Annotated in this window: 11 protein-coding genes; 3 read left to right on the forward strand and 8 right to left on the reverse strand. The window is 67.3% G+C overall.

The features are described from left to right. Positions 1 to 28: 28 nt before the first annotated feature. Entirely contained in the window at positions 29 to 1,936 is a 1,908-nt protein-coding gene (locus RIF23_RS04320) for an NAD+ synthase (RefSeq protein WP_310910987.1), read from the reverse strand. Between the two features lie 146 nt (positions 1,937 to 2,082). Between RIF23_RS04320 and RIF23_RS04325 the strand changes: the two genes are divergently transcribed. Beyond that, positions 2,083 to 3,444, forward strand: coding sequence for a glutamine synthetase family protein (locus tag RIF23_RS04325; RefSeq protein ID WP_310910988.1), 1,362 nt, complete (start codon positions 2,083 to 2,085; stop codon positions 3,442 to 3,444). Here the strand turns inward: RIF23_RS04325 and RIF23_RS04330 are convergent. The 5 genes from RIF23_RS04330 to RIF23_RS04350 all read right to left on the reverse strand — a co-directional run bounded on the left by RIF23_RS04330 (position 3,418) and on the right by RIF23_RS04350 (position 14,375). Then, positions 3,418 to 6,390 carry a helix-turn-helix transcriptional regulator gene (locus RIF23_RS04330; protein WP_310910990.1) on the reverse strand — a complete coding sequence of 991 codons (2,973 nt, stop codon included), beginning with the start codon at positions 6,388 to 6,390 and terminating at the stop codon, positions 3,418 to 3,420. The two genes, RIF23_RS04325 and RIF23_RS04330, sit on opposite strands and share 27 nt — an antisense overlap. A 1,029-nt stretch (positions 6,391 to 7,419) precedes the next feature. Continuing rightward, positions 7,420 to 10,374 carry a helix-turn-helix transcriptional regulator gene (locus RIF23_RS04335; RefSeq protein WP_310910991.1) on the reverse strand — a complete coding sequence of 985 codons (2,955 nt, stop codon included), beginning with the start codon at positions 10,372 to 10,374 and terminating at the stop codon, positions 7,420 to 7,422. Positions 10,375 to 10,628: 254 nt separating this feature from the next. Then, positions 10,629 to 11,183, reverse strand: coding sequence for a hypothetical protein (locus RIF23_RS04340; RefSeq protein WP_310910992.1), 555 nt, complete (start codon positions 11,181 to 11,183; stop codon positions 10,629 to 10,631). Positions 11,184 to 12,146: 963 nt separating this feature from the next. Continuing rightward, positions 12,147 to 12,740: a TetR/AcrR family transcriptional regulator gene (locus tag RIF23_RS04345; protein WP_310910993.1), complete on the reverse strand. Its 594-nt coding sequence runs from the start codon at positions 12,738 to 12,740 to the stop codon at positions 12,147 to 12,149. Between the two features lie 6 nt (positions 12,741 to 12,746). Continuing rightward, complete coding sequence (locus RIF23_RS04350; RefSeq protein ID WP_310910994.1) at positions 12,747 to 14,375, reverse strand: MFS transporter; 1,629 nt, start codon at positions 14,373 to 14,375, stop codon at positions 12,747 to 12,749. A 160-nt stretch (positions 14,376 to 14,535) separates the two neighbouring features. Between RIF23_RS04350 and panB the strand changes: the two genes are divergently transcribed. Together panB and RIF23_RS04360 are read left to right on the forward strand one after the other, a co-directional pair. After that, the gene (panB, locus tag RIF23_RS04355; protein ID WP_310910995.1) at positions 14,536 to 15,366 is read left to right on the forward strand and encodes a 3-methyl-2-oxobutanoate hydroxymethyltransferase; all 831 of its coding nucleotides are present in this window, start codon (positions 14,536 to 14,538) and stop codon (positions 15,364 to 15,366) included. Positions 15,367 to 15,543: 177 nt separating this feature from the next. Continuing rightward, positions 15,544 to 16,581, forward strand: a complete 1,038-nt coding sequence (locus RIF23_RS04360; RefSeq protein ID WP_310910996.1) for an LLM class F420-dependent oxidoreductase — start codon at positions 15,544 to 15,546, stop codon at positions 16,579 to 16,581. A 36-nt stretch (positions 16,582 to 16,617) separates the two neighbouring features. On the opposite strand, the gene RIF23_RS04365 is transcribed toward RIF23_RS04360, so the two are convergent. Then, a complete protein-coding gene (locus tag RIF23_RS04365) occupies positions 16,618 to 17,406 on the reverse strand; it encodes a helical backbone metal receptor (protein WP_310910997.1) in 789 nt (262 codons plus the stop codon). Continuing rightward, positions 17,403 to 18,083 (reverse strand): NADPH-dependent F420 reductase, encoded by a 681-nt coding sequence (npdG, locus tag RIF23_RS04370; RefSeq protein WP_310910998.1) that lies wholly within the window; start codon positions 18,081 to 18,083, stop codon positions 17,403 to 17,405. Before npdG ends, RIF23_RS04365 begins: the two co-directional genes overlap by 4 nt. Positions 18,084 to 18,191 lie beyond the last annotated feature (108 nt).

Below are 18,191 nucleotides of genomic sequence, written 5' to 3' on the forward strand. Positions count from 1 at the left end.
CGCATGGCGCCCTCCGGGGGATGTGGAGTTACAAACAGCGATTGCATAGACCACGCAAAATATGCAAGATCTTGCGATCATGTGCGCAAAATAACACTTGATCGTCTGTCCGTGAACCCTCTCCCCAGCGCAACGACGTGTGGCCGTGCATCCCCGAGTACTCGGGGATGCACGGCCCCCGACGGCACAGGGGGGGCAGCCCAACACCAAAGCTCCACCGGTTGGTGATCGGAAGGCGGCGGTCCCGACCGAAGTTGCGGCGACTCACCTTGGGCCCCGGCGGGTACTGGCGGCGCTTGTACTCCGCCCGGTCCACCATCCGGATCACCCGATCGACCAGCTGGGCGTCGTGACCCGCGGCGACCAGCTCCCCACGACCGAGATCGGTGCCGACATAGTCATCCAGCAGTGCGTCCAGCACTGCGTAGTCCGGTAGTGAGTCGGTGTCCCGCTGGTCGGGGCGTAGCTCGGCGCTGGGTTCCTTGACGATCGAGTTCTCCGGGATGGGCGGGGTCTCGCCGTGGCGCTCCGCCTCGGCGTTGCGCCAGCGCGCCAGTTCCCAGACCTGGGTCTTCCAGATGTCCTTGATGGGTGCGTATCCGCCGACCGAGTCCCCGTACAGCGTGGAGTAACCGGTGGCCAGCTCGCTCTTGTTTCCCGGCGCCAGCACGAGGTGACCCTCCTGGTTGGACAGGCTCATCACCACCACTCCCCGAACCCGGGCCTGGAGGTTCTCCGCGGCCAGCCCGTCCAGATCGAGCTCCCCTTCGTAGGCCTGCACCAGGCCAGCAACCGGCACGGTTCGTCCGTGGATGCCCTGCCGCTTCACCAGGTCCTCGGCGTCGCTGACCGAATGGCCGCTGGAGTAGCGGCTGGGCATGAGTACCGCGTGCACGGCCTCGGACCCCAGGGCGTCGGCGGCGATCGTCGCCGTCAGTGCCGAGTCGATACCACCGGAGAGTCCCAGCAGCACCGAGGGAAAACCGTTCTTCCGGACGTAGTCTCGCGTCCCTGCCACCAGGGCGGCGTAGATCTCGGCCGGGTCCGTCAACCGCGCAGCATGCCGGGCGGCGCCCGCCGGCGACTCTGCCCCAGTCCGCACGGTCGCGCTGAGGGCGTCTCGCTGAATCGTGATGCCGTCGGCCGCGATCTCCCGTTGCGGGGGCGGCGATGCTGTCGCCGCGCTCGGCAGTTCGAGGTCACACACCAGCAGTTCCTCGGTGAACTGCGCGGCGCGGGCCATAACCTCACCGGTAGCGTCCACCACCAGGGAATCTCCGTCGAAGACGAGCTCGTCCTGGCCGCCGACAAGGTTGACATAGGCAAGGGCCGCACCTGCCTCGCGGGCACGGCGGCGGCACAGTTCCAGGCGCACGTCGTCCTTGTCTCGTTCGTAGGGCGAGCCGTTGAGTACCACGAGCAGCCCCGCCCCGGCCTGGCGGACCGCAGCCACCGGTCCGCCGTCCTGCCAGAGGTCCTCGCAGATCGCAAAGGCCACGTCCACCCCACCGATCGTGACGACGGGAAAAACGTCGCCCGGCACGAAGTACCGGTGCTCGTCGAACACGCCGTAGTTGGGCAGATGGTGTTTGGCCGACACCAGGCGCACCACCCCCTGCCAGAGCACGGCCAGCGCGTTCCGGGGCCGGCCCGTCCCCGGTTCCAGAAAGCCCACGACGACCGGAAGCTCACCCTGCCCGGCCTCGGATAGCCGGACGGCGAGACGCTCCAATTCCGTCTGGGACGCCGCAGCGAACGAGGAACGCAGCGCGAGGTCCTCCACCGGGTATCCCGTGAGGGTCATCTCCGGGAACACCACCGCATCCGCCTGTGCCTGCTGCGCCCGTCGAGCCTCGGCGAGAATTCGTTGGCTGTTTCCCTCGAGGTCCCCGACGACGGTGTTGATCTGTGCCAGTGCAATCGTCAAACGTGCCACATCCTCGAGCCTAGCCAGCCCGCGACCGCACCCGCGCGGCGGCCCACCCGCTGGCGTCAATTAATCCGCAGGTAACACAGCTGGGGCACGATTCCCCCTAAGGTGGCAGGTACATCAGTGTCGGCAGGCAACGAGGAGGGTGCACCGTGGACCGACAGCAGGAGTTCGTACTGCGAACCCTGGAAGAGCGTGACATCCGGTTCGTACGCCTGTGGTTCACTGACGTGCTGGGATATCTGAAGTCGGTTGCGGTCGCTCCGGCCGAACTGGAGGCGGCCTTCACCGAGGGCATCGGATTCGACGGCTCCGCGATCGAGGGATTCGCCCGTGTCCACGAGGCCGACATGCTCGCCCAGCCCGACCCCTCCACCTTCCAGGTGCTGCCCTGGCGGAACGAGCCGCACGGCACGGCGCGGATGTACTGCGACATCCTGATGCCCGACGGCTCCCCCAGCTACGCCGACCCGCGCCACGTCCTCAAACGCCAGCTCAGCAAGGCGTCGGATCTCGGCTTCAGCTTCTACACCCATCCCGAGATCGAGTTCTATCTGCTGCGGAACAAGCCCGGGCCCGGGGAGCTCCCCGAACCGAACGACGACGGGGGCTACTTCGACCACACTCCGCACAACAGCGCCTACGACTTCCGGCGTAACGCCATCATGATGCTGGAGAACATGGGTATCTCGGTGGAGTTCAGCCACCACGAGGGCGGGCCGGGCCAGCAGGAGATCGACCTGCGGTACGCCGACGCGCTGACCACGGCCGACAACATCATGACCTTCCGGCACGTCATGAAGGAGGTCGCCCTGGAGGAGGGCGTGTACGCAACCTTCATGCCCAAGCCGTTCACGGAGTACCCCGGTTCGGGGATGCACACCCACATGTCCCTGTTCGAGGGGGAGCGGAACGCCTTCTACGAGCCGGGGGCCGAGTACCACCTGTCCAAGATCGGGCGAAGCTTCATCGGTGGACTGCTCGCCCACTCCGCCGAGATCAGTGCGGTGTGCAGCCAGTGGGTCAACTCCTATAAGCGGCTCTGGCACAACGCCGCAGCCTCGGCGGGTGCGGGTGGGGAGGCTCCCGCCTACGTATGCTGGGGACACAACAACCGCTCCGCACTCGTCCGGGTCCCCATGTACAAACCGGACAAGGGCAATTCCAGCCGCATCGAGTTCCGCGCCCTCGACTCCGCGTGCAACCCCTACCTGGCCTACGCGGTGATTCTCGCCGCCGGCCTCAAGGGAATCGAGGAAGGCTACGAATTGCCTCCCGGCTCGGAGGACGACGTGTGGGCGCTTACGCCGGCCGAACGCCGCGCCCTGGGAATCCAGCCCCTCCCCCAGAGCCTGGACGAGGGTATTCGCGCGATGGAGCGCAGTGAGCTGGTTGCCGAGACGCTCGGGGCGCACGTTTTCGACTACTTCTTGAGGAACAAGCGGGAGGAGTGGCAGGAGTACCGACGCCAGGTCACTCCCTTCGAGCTACAGCGTTACCTGCCGATCCTCTGAACTGCTGGCGTCGGGGGCTGAGCCGTCCAGGCCCAGCTCCCGGGCCCGCGCCGCGGCCGCGCCCCGGTTGGGCACCCCAAGCTTGCCCAGCAGGTTGGACACGTGCACACTCACCGTCTTCACCGCAATCGACAACTCCGCAGCGATCTGCGGATTCGACCAACCGGCAGCCACCAGGCGCAGCACCTCCATCTCCCGCCGCGTCAAACCGGCCACGGCCGGTGAAACTCGGGACGGTGCGCCCGTCATCCGTTCCCGCAGCTTGCGAGCCTCGTGCGTTACCTGATGCGCCCCGGTGGCCGCACCCAGTGCGGCGGCCTCGTCGAGTCGCTGGTGTGCCCCCGCCTGGTCTCCCAGGGCACAGGCCTGCTCGGCGGCGTGGGTCAGCATCCTCGCCTGGGATACCGGTCGTTCGGAACGCTCCAGCCGCACCGCCAGGACGTCGAAACGGTCCCGGGCGGTGGCCGGATCGGGGCACAGGTAGGCCTGGGCGCCGCGCTTGCTGTTCACCAGCTCCGGGATCCGGGGCTCGGGGAGCTTCGTGACCAGACTCCACAGGCGCTGGCGGAGCGCCTCCCACTCCGGCCCCTCGCCGGATCCGTCCCGCCGGGCCGTGTAGCACAGTTCGCCGCCGGCATCCAGCAGGTCCCAACAGTGCACCACGTCCTGTCGCCACAGGGGGGAGTCCAGCAGCTCGTGCACCGTGGCGCGTGCCGCCTCGAACCGGCCCTCGGCCAGGTCCAGCAGCACGGCGATCACGGACCGGGGAAGGACGTAGCTGAGCCGCACACTCTCGTCGGGCAGTAGGTGTCCGCCCACGCTCAGGTGGCGACGCGCACGTTCCAGACTCCCCCGCTGGATAGCGATGATGGCGCGCTGCGCCTCCAGGGTTTCGATGTGTCGTGGCACGCGCATGGTGGCCGCGGCCGCCTCGGCCTCCTGCTCCGCGGCATCCAGCTCGCCCAGCTCGGTCAGCGCCGCCACCACCCCGAGGGTCTGTTCCTCCGGGAGGCGTAGCTCCCGCGCACGGCGCACCCCTTCCCGGTACACCCGCAGGGCGTCGCTGGAGCGGCCGCTCAGGCGCAGCACGATGCCGGTGTGCTGGATGGTCTGGAGCTCGGTGATGGGGCAGCCGTGGCGGGAGGAGAGCTCTCGGGCGCGGGCCAGCATCTCCAGACCCTGGTCCGGATTCTCCTGGTCCACGCCGTGCATCCGGCCCAGCACCGCGAGAACCTCGGCCTCGCTGCGTTCGTCCTGTGCGGCGCGGGCCTGGTCCAGCGCCTTCTCCCCCACCGTGAGCGCCTCCACGGTGTCCCGACGCATCATCAGGTCGGCGGCCAGGGTGCCCAGGAACCGGGTACGGTCCGGATGGTTCTGCGGCAGGGTGCGCAGCGCCTGCCGCAGGTCGGCGAGTGCCCGGTCGTAGGCGCGGTCCTTGTTGGCCTCACCGCGGGCGTGCAGCAGCCGAGCCAGGCACACCGCGTCGGCACGCGCGGTGGCGGGGTCGATGTGACGGGTCATGCCCGCGGTCAGTTCCGCGATTCCGGTGTCGGCCAGATCCGCTCCGCGCCCCGGGTCACCCGCGCGGATCGCGGCACGGGCGGCCAACAGTACCGCCTCCACGTGTGTTGTGCCGGTGCGCTGTGCCGCGTCGGGAACCTGGTCCCACAGCTCCAGGACACGTTCCAGCATGCGGGAGCGCTCCGGATAGGCCAGGGCCTCCCCCGCGGCCTGCGCCGCCGTCCAGGCCGCGCCCAATGCGCCGGGCAGATCGTGGGCGGCGTAACGGTGATGGGCGAGTTCGGTGGCGACCTGCCGGGGTGGTAGACCCGTCGCTCCGTTCTCCAACGTGTCGGCGTAGCGCCGGTGCAGTCGCATTCGTTCCCCCGGCAGCAGGGTGGAGCGAACCGCCTCGGCGAGGAGTGCGTGGCGAAACGCGTACCCCTCGCCGTGGATCCGGAGCACGTTGACGCCGATCGCGGCGTCCAGTGCGGCCTCCAGCTGATCCTCGGACAGCCCACTCACGGCGGCCAACAGGTCGTGCCCGATCCAGTGGCCACCCACCGCCGCGGCCCGCACCACCTGACGGGCAGTGTCGTCGAGGCTGCGCAGCGGGCCCAGTAGCAGCTCCCGCGGCGCCGCGGGTATCTCGGTGCCCGCCGCGTTCCCGTGCTCCAGGAAGGACTCCACGAACAGGGGGTTGCCGCCACTGCGGGCGCATACCAGGTCGAGCTGTTCCGGTTCCAGGGGGCTGCCACCGCGCAGGTCGGCCGCCTGTTCTGCGACCTCGTCGCGGCTGAGGGGGTCCACGTCCACACGCCGCACGACGGGCAGGCGCTCCAGTTCCCCGAGCAGCCGCCGCATCGGATGGGTGCGGTGCAGCTCGTCGCTGCGGCAGGTCACCAGCAGGTGCAGTGGCAGATCGGTCATGTTGTGCAGCAGGAACACCAGGAGTTCCCGGGTGGAAGAGTCGGCCCAGTGCAGATCCTCCAGCACCACCACCAGCCCCTGGGGGCGGGCGGCACACTCCAGCAACACGAGGACCTCTCCGAAGAGGATGGTGCGCTGCTCGTCCCGTCGCTGCGGCGGCTCTCCCAGTTCCGGGAGTAGTCGCGCCAGCTCCCGCAGGTGGGTGATTCCGGCGCCGGGGGTGTCCGCGGGCTGGGTCTTCCGCACGAGCTGCCGCAGCACCGTCACGAAGGGTGCGAACGGCAGCCCGTCGCTGCCCAGGGCGGGACAGTGGCCGGCAGCGGCCCGAACGCTCGACGTTCCCGCCTGGTACTCCCGCACCAGGCGGGACTTACCCACCCCGGCGTCCCCCGTGATGAGGGTGGCCGCACCCCGCCCCGCGGCCGCCTGCTGCCCATCGGCGTGCAGGGCGGCGAGTTCGGTGTCCCGGCCCACGAACCGGGGCTCCCGTCGACTGCGCACCATATGGTCCAGCATGTCATCCCCCGGGGACAGAAACACCCCCGCCGTGAAGCGCCCCACCTGTGCATGCCGGCGACGGCAGGAACCTAGGCTTGGGGGCACCACCCAGCCGCCAGGCCGGTTTGTGTAGGCACTGTGGACTTCGTCGCGCACGGAGTCCTGTCCTCGTCCCTCGAGGCATCTGCGCCTTGTGGAGGCAGTTCGACCTTCCGTCGCTGCCTTCTGCGGATGCGACGTACCAGACGTTCTCGAGCAGCGTCTTGCTCCAGCTCCTGACGGTGCTGTTCAGCGGCCGACGCCGCGAAATCCGGATGCATGTGTTCTCCTCCTTGCTCGCCCGCCCCCGTGGACCGGCATGTTCCATAGTCGAGCTAAGGCACACATGTTCGATATTGGGTTAATGACGTATTTCGTATGGGGATGGGCTGGTACGACTCCCTAAGGTGGCGCTAAGGCTCCGGCTAAGACCCCCTTAGGACGCCGTAGCGCGCCTGGGCCATATCGGGGCTTGCACCAAACCGAATATGGGGAACACGTCCCCGCAACTCCTCAAGTACAGGAAGTCCGAGGAGACGGAGCGGCGGGGTGGCCCGGAGGTACGTCGTGGTTGGCGACACGCCCGGCCGGGCGTCTCCGCAACCGCGTCCGCCCCAGGACCACCACCCGGGGGCCACACTGGTCAACGCCTGCACCACCCCGGTCACCACCGACCCACGCCTGGACAGCACCGGTCGAATTCACTCCGCTGAGGCATGGCCGAATCGGGGACCCAAGTCGGGTCCCCGTCCGGTTGCCATGCGGCTCGCCCCTCGGCCCCATCGGGCCGTGGTGCCGCCGGCGCGGCACATCCTGGGCGGATGCGTCGCCGGGGCCGCAGCCACAGCGTCGGGGTACGTGGCGACTGCGTCGGCTGCGCAGCCGGATCTCGGAGCGGCCGTGCAGCCGAATGTCCACACCCCGGCTGCCTGGTCGACGCTCCCGACCTCTGGGACGCCAGGGAACCACGGGAGCACACGCGCCCACATTCCTGTCCGGCGCACGTCCCTATCCGGCATCGGCCAGATATGGCTCCAGTCCGAGCTCCCGGGCCCGCGCCGCCGCCGCGCCCCGGTTGGGCACCCCAAGCTTGCCCAGCAGGTTGGACACGTGCACACTCACCGTCTTCACCGCAATCGACAACTCCGCAGCGATCTGCGGATTCGACCAACCGGCAGCCACCAGGCGCAGCACCTCCATCTCCCGCCGCGTCAAACCGGCGAGGTCGGCCGGCACCGTAGCGGTGTCGGAGATGTCGGATCCGGCCAGGCCCAGACGCTGGCGGATCTCCGCCAGCCAGCGCAGGGTGCCCCCGAAGCCGTGATCCACGGAAATGCGGTGCGCATCCGTCAGCAGCTCCTCAGCCACCGCGATGTTCCCGCCCAACCCGGCGGCCTCGGCGGCCCACCCGCGAGCCTCCGCACTCACGTGCCGGATTCCGGTGGTATCGGCCTGGGTGATGGCGGCTTCCATGTGCTTTCGGGTCCGGTCCGGGTCGGTGCTCAACAGACCCGCCGTCATTGTCTGCCGCAGCCGCACGCGGGCACCGGCCGTGCGGCAGCGTGTGGACTCTCCCCGCAGATCCCGGTGCAGCTCGTCCCACCACGGGTCGCTCCCGGTGCGGCCACCGGTGAACATGCGCCACACCTGTGCCCCGCGTTCGACAACGGCCCAGCAGTACTGAATCTCCGGCTCGTCTCCGGAACAGCGGCGCAGTTGCCACACCTGATGGGCAGCCTGCTCCAGCCTCCCTTCGGCAATAAGTAGCTGCAACTCCAGCAACTGGCGGGACAGCCGCACCGACGGGCGCAGCAGGTCCCCGGGCTGGTGCCGGTCGGCCTCGGCCAGACGTTCCCGTGCCGCGGCCACCTCGCCACGGTGTAACGCGACCTTGGCGTATTCGCTGTACAGCATCCCGGTGCCACTGTCTCCGCTGGAACGCCGCAGATCCGCCAGCGCCTGCTGTTCGGCCTCGTCGAGCCGCCCCAGCTGGCGCAGCACCGCCACACGTCCACCCCCCTTGTTGTGGGGAATGCCCAGTTCGCAGGCACGCTCCAGGCGCACGGTGTGCGCCTGGAGCGCCTCCGTGAGATGTCCGTCCAGCTGAAGCAGGGTCGCCTCGTTGTAGCGGGCACGGAGCTCGGTCCGCGCCCAGCCATTCGCGCCGCCAAGATCCCGAGCGTGGCGTAGTTGGGCCAACCCGTCCCGGAACCGCCCGTGCTGGGTACCGGCGATCGTGCCCAGGGTGATCAGGGCCTCGGCCGCACTGTGCTGGTCACCTTGTTCACGGGCCAGCTCCTGGACGTGTTCGGCGACCTCGACTCCCTCCTGGAAGTTCCAACGCACCATCAGGTCTGCGGCCAGGGTCGCCATCAGCTTGGGACCCTTGGAATGGTCGGAGGGCAGGATCCGCAGGGCCTGACGCAGATCCGCCACAGCCTGGTCGTAGGAGCGGACCCGCAATGCGTCGCCCCGGACGTGCAGCAGATCGGCGATGCGCACCGCATCGATCCGCGGCACGTGTTCGGCCCGCAGCTCGGCGAGGATCCCTCCGGTCAGCTCGTCCAGCCCGGCCGTGGCCAGGTCCACGGCCCGTTCGGGCTCACTGGCCGAGACGGCGGCGCGGGCCGCCTGCAAGCGAACCTCCACCCGGTCCACCCCGGTTCGCTGCTCTGCATCGGGCACCTGGTCCCAGAGTTCCAGCACCCGCTCCAGCATGTGGAGTGCCTCCGGGCGGGACACCACGGTGTATCCGGCCTGGGCCGCGGCCCAGGATGCACTCAGCGCCTCGGGCAGATCGTGGGCGGCGTAACGGTGATGGGCGGCTCGGACGGGACAGCGGTCCCCCACCGGTGGGGAGGCTCCTGCATCTTCGATCGCTGCTGCGAAGCCACGATGTAACGTTCCGCGTTCCCCGGGCAGTAGCGAAGAGTAGACCGCCTCGGTGAGCAGCGTGTGGCGTAGGACGTACTCGCTGCCCTCCGTCCGGAGGACGTTGGCGTCGACAGCCGCGGCGATCGCGGCGTCGAGCTGGTCCTCGGGAACCTGCTTCACTCCGGTGAGCAGGCTGTGGCTGACCCGCCCCCCGGCCACCGCGACCATCTGCACCACGGTGCGGGCCGGGCGGTCCAGGGCCCGCACCGGCCCCAGCAGCAGTTCGCGGGGAGTTTCTGGCACCGGGGCCTGGGCCAGGTTGTCGTAGGCCAGGAACGACTCCACGAACAGGGGATTACCGCCACTGCGGGCGTAGACCAGGTCAACGTCCACGGTGCTGGCGGCGTTGTCCCCGCGTAGCGCCGTCACCTGTTCGGCGACCTCGGCACGACTGAGCGGGTGCAGATCGACGCGCATCACCTCGGGAAGGCGGGTGAGTTCAGGCAACAGCCGCCGCATCGGGTGCGTGCGGTGCAGGTCGTCGCTGCGGCAGGTGATCAGTAGGTGGAGGCGCAGCTCAACCAGATTGTGCAGCAGGAACACCAGCAGGTCCCGCGTGGAGCGATCCGCCCAGTGCACATCCTCGATGATCAGGGCGAGCCCGGACGGAGTGGCCACGTGTTCCAGCAAGGTGCGGACCTCGCCAAACAGGCGACCTTGGTGATCGTCGTCCGGAACTGTTGGGGCAGGGCCGAGTTCCGGCAGGATACGGCGCAGCTCCCACAGCTGGTCGAGGAGCTGGGGCTGGGTTACGGCGAGTTCCCGGGCCAGCGGCCGCAACGCGGTGATGAACGGAGCGAACGGCAGACCACCGATCCCCAGCTCCGGACAACTGCCCAGGGCCACCCGCCCCAGCGGCGTGCGTGCGGTGTACTCGCGCAGCAGCCGGGACTTGCCGACGCCGGCCTCTCCGACCAGTACCACCGCCGACCCCGGATCCGGCCCACCGCGGGCGCGGTCTGCGCCCGCCAACAGCATCGTGATCTCGTCGGTTCGGCCAACGAACTGGGAGTCGGTGCTCGGGACCATACCGTAAGAATGCCAGGTTTACCCTCGGTTCGCGCAGGGGTTTCTGGCCCCGCACCGCGGGACTCCGTGACCACCGCTGTGCTCCGACGCTCGTTGCTAGGGCACTCTGGAACGGCCTGTGTCCCCTGCCTTCTGGGCATTCTGGCCGGTTGCTGATCAAGGGAACCTGACCGGCCCAGCCTGTCCTGCGCACATGAGACGCAGGGAGTTGTCCGGTTCTGGCCAGACACCACAACGGGGCCTACCCCCGGCCCTCACCCCGCCGCCGCGGAACCACCAAAGACATACCCCAAAGTCACCAACAACGTGAACCACACGAGGGAGATCAGGAAAATCACACCCAGCTCCCGCAGCCGGTGCGTGCGCGACCAATACACCACCGGCTCCCCCGCATCCGGATACTCCACCCCCAACGGATACCCCTGCCGCTCACAAAACCGATAAATCCGCCGCCGAATCCACGACCCCATCCACTCCCCCGTCACATAACCCAACACCGACGACCCAAACCCCACCGACCCCAACACCTCACCATCCCGAACCACCACCCGCAACCCCGTCCCCGCATCACTCCGCACCTCCGCCACATGCCGAACATCCACCACAGCCACATCCGTAAAACACCGCACCACAAACCACCCACCCGACACCACCACACACCCCCACCACATAATCCGAAAAGCGAACCACGTAATAGCAGTCGCCAAGACAGTAAATATCAGGACATAAGATATTATGTTCCCCGCCTCTGCAACCTCTCGTGAATTTCCATACATCAGACTTCCAAAAATTCCATAGAATCCTATCACAATTGAAAAACACCATACATAGGCAGTAGGCTTTCTAAATGACTTATGATTTTTTCTAAACACAATACGCCCTAATATTATTAAACTGGAATTTTATAGATGATTCTAAATTAGAAATCCCAAGACAAGGAGTCACTCTTACTGCCTCGAAATCATCCCATCACGGCCAACACCACTGGGCCATAACACCAATCGTCTAGTACTGAGTTGATACGGCTAGCCCAGGACTATCCTGCAACCCGGCTATCGCAGCGTTACCGCCCATATTGACACCCGTTGCGGACCAATCCATCGAGCCATCCGGCCTGCGCTGGAACGCAGTATCGCCCCACCAGTTCCGCTGGGTCCGCGACCACTGATCCCGCAACCCACCAAGATTCCTCGGATGGACTGGTGAGGCTCGGTTCGTCGGCTGCGCTCGTTCTCGGAGATACGGCCACCGACACGGTCAGGGCAACAGCGGTCACTGTGGCCAGGCCACAGTGCCGCAAGCGGGGCATGGGGGATGACACGATCGTCCTTGCGGTATTACGGGGGATGGCCGACTCCGTACACACCTAGGAACGGAGCTGGATACCGAAAGCAAGGACTATCAATCGTCATCACAATTCACCAATGCCGCATTGTGAAATGTAACGATATTGGTCCTCTCATCTGCGCCAGCAGAGGAAACATATACGGCACCGTTACGCCCGCGTTTCAAACAAACACGAACGTCACTGCCGGGGCCACCGTGGGTGTTTACTGCCCGCACACCAATTGCAGGCCGCTGACAGACGTCGTCAGCCCCGCCACACCATCCAACCCCACCGGCAGGAAACGCTGCCGCCAAACACATCCCACCTGCCCCACACCACAGACACGTGCACCACACTCACCGTCTCCACCACAGTGGAACAACACCGCAGCAGGGCGCGCTGCAACCGTGTCCCGCGCCCACCGGGGGCTCACCCAGCCAGAGAACTATCCGTGCGCACGCAAGCCGTCACACACCGTGTCCACAAGTAGCTCGGCTCGCTGGCGAGGGCTCTGCCCGGTGTCCGAACGGCTACTGACGAAAGCCCCACCGACCAGCAGGTTCAGTACCGTCGTCAGATCCAGATCCGCACGCAGTTCCCCGCGGGCGATCCCAGCGCGTAGCGCCTGGTATACGACTTCGTTGCGGGGCGCGAAGACGTCGCGTCGGATACGAGCTGCGATCTCGGGGTGGGTCTCGCTCATCATGAGCAACCGCACTCCCTGCTCCAGCGGGCTCTGTAGGTCCCCGCACACCACGGTGAACACGGCGACCAGGTCGTCGCGGACCGACGCGCCCTGCCCGACCTCGGGAAGGGGGGACCGGAGGGTCGCCACAGCCTCGGTGAACAACTCCTCCTTGCCGGACCATCTCCGGTAGATGGTTGCCTTTCCAACGCCGGCCCGCGAGGCTACTGCCTCGACCGAAACCGCAGCGACGTGCTTATGTTCACCCAACAGTTCCAAAGCGGCCCGCAGGATGGCGGTGTCGGCCTCCGGACTGCGGGGTCGACCAGGGGCACGCGTGGGCTCGGTGTTCACTTGGGCTCAATCACTGCGGCGGGTGGATACGGACTCGGGGGCCCCGGTGGCTCCGGGGTTGGACGCCGTGGCCGACTCAGCGGCCCCAGGTGCCCCGCGCGGATCCGGCTGCTGGGTCACGTCCTGCGGCCGCGCCCGCCGTGGAAGCCAGATCAGCACGGTGACAGCACTGATGAGAGCGACCACGAGTGAGCATAGCGCGGAGGTGTGCATTCCAGCCAGAAAGGCGTCCTTGGCCGGCTGGACGAGTTCCGCCTCCAGCCCCAGTGCCCGTGCGGTACCCAGGGTCTCCTCGATAGAGGAGGCCGCATCGGCCTGTGCGTGTTGCGGAAGGACATCCAGATGCTCGGAGATCTGACCGCGGTAGACCAGAGATACGACCGAACCGAGCACCGCGACCCCCAGGGCAACCGCCACCTGCCGGGCGGTGTTTTGCATCGCCGAGGCTGCCCCGGCCTCGTGTCGCGGCACCGTCGACATGATCGACTCCGTCGCCGGTGGCATGACCAGTGCCATCCCCGTTCCCTGTACGAAGAAGATCGCACACAGGGCGAGCACAGGGGTGGCGACATCAACTGTGGCGTAGCTGCCCAGGGCCACCGCAACAAGCAGCACACCGACCGTGCCGACGAGCTTGGGACCGAATCGGGACACCAAGGTAGAGCTCAATGGGGCGAACACCGCCTGGGCGGCGGCCATCGGGATGAGCAAGAGCCCTGCCTGGAGCGGATTGAACTCCTGGACGCTCTGTAGGTAGAAGGACATGAAGAACACGACGCCAGCCATGGCGAAGAACACCAACATGATGGTGGCAACCGCCACCGCGAGACGTGGGTCTCGGAACAGGCGCACGTTGAACGCGGGATGATCGATCCGCGCCTCATAAACCACGAAGGCGGCAAGTACCGCTAGGCCCGCGCACAGAGCCAGAATGGTCTCCGGGTGGAAGCCCTGACCGCGTTCGCCGATACCAATGATGCCGTACACGAGCAGTACGAGCCCGATGATGGACAGGAGGACACCCACGGGGTCGAGCCGTCCCGGCTCGGGGTTGCGCGACTCCGGAGCCAGCCACAGGATCATGGCGACCGCGAACACGGCAACTGGCACGTTGATCAGAAAGATCGACCCCCACCAGAAGTAGGTGAGGAGGAGCCCACCCAGAGGCGGGCCGATGGCCATGCCCATGCCGACCGCTCCGGCCCAGATTCCGATCGCACGGCCGCGCTGCTCGGGGGAGAACACGTTGGTCAGGATCGCCAGCGTCTGGGGCATGATGCCCGCCGCCCCCAGCCCCATCAGAGCCCGCGCCGCGATGAGCTGCTCTGGGGTCTGAGCGAAGGCGGACACCCCGGACGAGGCGCCAAACACGACGAGCCCCGCCACCAGCATTCGTTTGCGGCCCCAGCGGTCGCCCAGTACCCCGAAGGTGAACAACAGCCCGGCGAAGACCAGGGTGTAGGAGTTGATGGCCCACTGCAACTCACTCTGGGTGGCGCCGATGCCCTGCTGTGGGTCCGCGATGACACGGAGGGCAACGTTGAGGATGGTGTGGTCGAGTACCACAACCAGTAGTGCGAGCACGAGCACGCCCAGGATGACCCAGCGGCGTGGATGCGCAGCAGCCTGATCCACGAAACGTCCCCCGAAAATACGACATCACTGGCCGCACCATTTAAATACGAAACGATCTCGTTTCGCAACCGGGGTGCTGCGGACGTACATGCGACGATGGAGCCACCTGACCCGTCCGGGGACGCCACCGGCGCCTCGAGACCATGGAGAGGAAACACGTATGTCCACGACCCTCTACGGAGGCTCGGCCAGCGCGAGTGACCGCCGGATCACCGTCCGTGACCTGGCCGCGGCCAAGCAACGCGGAGAACGGTGGCCAATGTTGACGGCCTACGACGCCCTGACCGCACGCATCTTCGACGAGGCCGGAATCCCGGTACTCCTCGTCGGGGACTCCGCGGCGAACGTGGTCTATGGGTACGACTCCACAGTTCCCATCACCGTTGAGGAGCTGTTGCCACTCACGGCGGCCGTATCCCGCGGCACTGCGCGTGCTCTCGTGGTGGCCGATCTTCCGTTCGGCTCCTACCAGAGTTCGCCACACCAGGCCATGACGAACGCAACCCGCTTTCTCAAGGAGGCGGGGGCACACGCTGTGAAGCTGGAAGGGGGAACGCGCGTAGCTGAGCAGGTCGCGCAGCTCACGTCTTCCGGCATCCCGGTGATGGGACACCTCGGGCTCACACCGCAGTCGGTCAACGTGCTGGGCTACCGAGTGCAGGGGCGCGGGGAAGCCGGCGCGCAACTCCGCGCCGATGCCCAGGCACTGGTCGAGGCTGGGGTGTTCGCCCTGGTCCTGGAGTGCGTCCCCAGCGAGCTGGCGCGTGAACTCACCGCCGAGTTGTCCGTGCCCACCGTCGGCATCGGTGCGGGCAATGGGACCGATGCCCAGGTGCTGGTGTGGCAGGACATGGCAGGTCTCACGCAGGGCGCCCCAGCCTTCGTGAAACAGTACGCCGACCTGGGCGGGGTCCTCGGCAAGGCTGCCACGGACTTTGCCGCCGAGGTCGTCGAGGGCTCCTTCCCCGACGAGCAACACTCCTACGCCTGAACCGACCCTCGATGCGGACCAGTGACGCCGGTCCGCCGCACCACCCGGTGTTTCCCACCGGCAGCGGGGAGGCGTGCCCACCTGTCGTTGGCCGGGCATGCCTCCCCCACCTTTGGCTACTGGCTAGTAGCATTCGGGGTGGACATCCGTCGACCCCGCCCACACCAGGGAGTCACCGTGCGCATCGCCATGCCCCTCCAGTACGCAGGGGACCTGAAACAGGCCACGAGTCTCGTGGCCGAACTGGAGAAGGTCGGCCTCGACCGGGCCTGGGTCGCCGAGGCCTACGGCTTCGACAGCCCGACCACTATGGGGTACCTCGCCGCCCGAACCGAACGGGTCGAGATCGGCGCGGCCATCCTGCCGCTGTACACCCGAACGCCAACCCTGATCGCCCAAACCGCCGCCGGTTTGGACTACGTGTCGGACGGCCGGGCCGTGCTGGGCCTGGGCGCGAGCGGCCCCCAGGTCATCGAGGGCTGGCACGGTGTTCCCTACACCCGCCCCCTGGGACGGACCCGAGAAATCGTGGACATCTGCCGCAAGGTCTGGGCCCGGGAGGACCGGCTCACCCACGAGGGGCGTAACTACACCCTCCCTCTCCCCCCGGACCAGGGCACCGGCCTGGGGAAGCCACTCAAGATCATCAACCACCCCGTCCGTAGCCAGATCCCGATCTACCTGGCCTCCCTGGGACCGAAGAACGTGCAGCTCACGGCGGAAATCGCCGAAGGATGGCTACCGTTCCTCTTTGTCCCGGAGAAGGCCAACGACATCTGGGGGGAGGCGCTCGCTGAGGGCAGGGCCAAACGGTCCACGGAGCTGGGTCCCCTCGAGATCTCCGCCGGAGGCATGCTTGCCATCGGTGAAGGCGAAGAAACCAAGAAACTGTTGGACCTCGCCCGGCCACTCATCGCGCTGTACGTGGGCGGTATGGGAGCCAAGGAAACCAACTTCTACGCCCAGCTGGCCACCCGGTACGGATACGGCGCGGAGGCTGATCACATCCAGGAGCTGTACCTGGCGGGCAAGAAGGACGAGGCAGCCGCGGCCGTGCCGCAGGAGCTGCTGGAACTGACCAACCTGGTGGGGCCTGCCTCCTACGTACGGGAACGGATCGCCGCCTATCGGGAGGCCGGGGTGACCGAACTGAACCTCACTCCTGTGGCCGACGACCCTGTCCAGCTCATCGAACAGGTACGCAGCTGGGTGTAGCCGCACCGGCCCGGCTCCGGGGCGGCCGGGCCAGGCTCACCCGGGTGCGGGGATCCGCTGGGCCAGCTGCCGGGTAAGCACGTCCCGGGCTGTGCCCAGAGACGGCCCATACCAGGTCAGATGCCGCCCCGAGACCAGGGCTGCCGGTAGCGCCGGGAAACACTCCGGGCCGTCGTTCCCAGCAAAGGCGTAGGGTTCGTCCGGGAGCACCACCACATCGGCGCCGCCCGCGTTGAGCTCGGCCAGCGACACCTTGGGATAACGGGCCTCCGCCGTGGCGTAGAGGTTGGCGATACCGAGCCGGGCCAGTACATCGCCGGCGAAAGTATCGCTACCGAGCACCATCCAGGGACGGCGCCAGATCGGAACCACAGCGTGTTCCCGTGGTGCGGGAACACCGGCCAGCACGTCCTGCCACACCCGGAAAGCATGATCCAACCATGTCGGTCGGGGGTACCCACAGACGGTGACCATCCGGTGCAGGCTATGCAGGGCCTGCGGCAGGGTACGGATGTCGGTCACCCACACGGGGACCCCGGCGGCTCGCAGGGCGGCCAGGTCCTCGGGTCGATTCTCCTCGGCGTTGGCTAGAACCAGGTCCGGTTCCAGGTCCAGGATCCGGTCCAGGTCCGGGTTCTTGGTGCCACGAACCCGCACGACGTCCAAGCTCCGGGGGTGGGTGCACCATGCCGTGGCCCCCACCAAGCTCCACGGTGCGGTCGCGGCCAGGGACTCCGTGAGGGATGGCACCAGGGAAACCACGCGCCGCACCGGTCCGGACACGGCGACGTGGTTCCCGGTGTCGTCGATCTGCTCACCACTCAAACGTCGGTAACCCGGATTCCCGCATGCGCCTTGTATCGACGGTTGATGGCGATCAGATTCGCCGTGAACGCCTCCACCTGGTGGGCGTTACGGAGCCGGCCCCCGAAAATGCCCCGCATCCCGGGGATCTGGTTGGCCAGGGCACGCACGACGTCGGTGGCCTCCCGGTCGTCGCCCAAGACCAGCACGTCCATATCCAGGTCATCTACCTCCGGGTCCAGTAGGGCCGTGGCAGAAACGTGGTGGAAAGCTGCGACGACCCTACTGTCCGGAAGGAGCGCCTCGGCCTGCTGTGCGGCGCTGCCCTCGTCGACACTCAGCGCGAACGGTCCGCGCTTGTCGAACCCCAATGGATTCACGCAGTCCACGACGATCTTCGCAGAGAGTTCCTTAGCGACGGAGGCCAACAGTTCCCGGTGCCCCTCCCACGGCACCGCGACGATAACCACCTCCCCCGCATCTGCTGCGGCGGCATTGTCCAGCCCCCGGATGCCGGAGCCGAGTTCGGCCGCCGCCTGCTGCGCCCGTTCGGCGCTGCGGGAACCAATAACGACCTCATGGCCAGCCAGGGCGAGGCGGTGGGCGAGCCCACGTCCCTGGTCGCCGGTTCCACCCAGAACCGCGATGGAAAGCCCGGAGATGTCCGGGACGTCGTGTGGATTGCGCTGTTCGGTCATGGAATCGATCATCCCAGGCCCCCGGGCGGCCTCGAAGCAGCACCCCACGGAATGTGGAGCACGTCCGGCCACTGCCGAGACCAGATGCAGGGGCGGGTCGCGGGCGCC

It is taken from the genome of Lipingzhangella rawalii (assembly GCF_031628175.1).
Classification (GTDB): Bacteria; Actinomycetota; Actinomycetes; order Streptosporangiales; family Streptosporangiaceae; genus Lipingzhangella_A; species Lipingzhangella_A rawalii.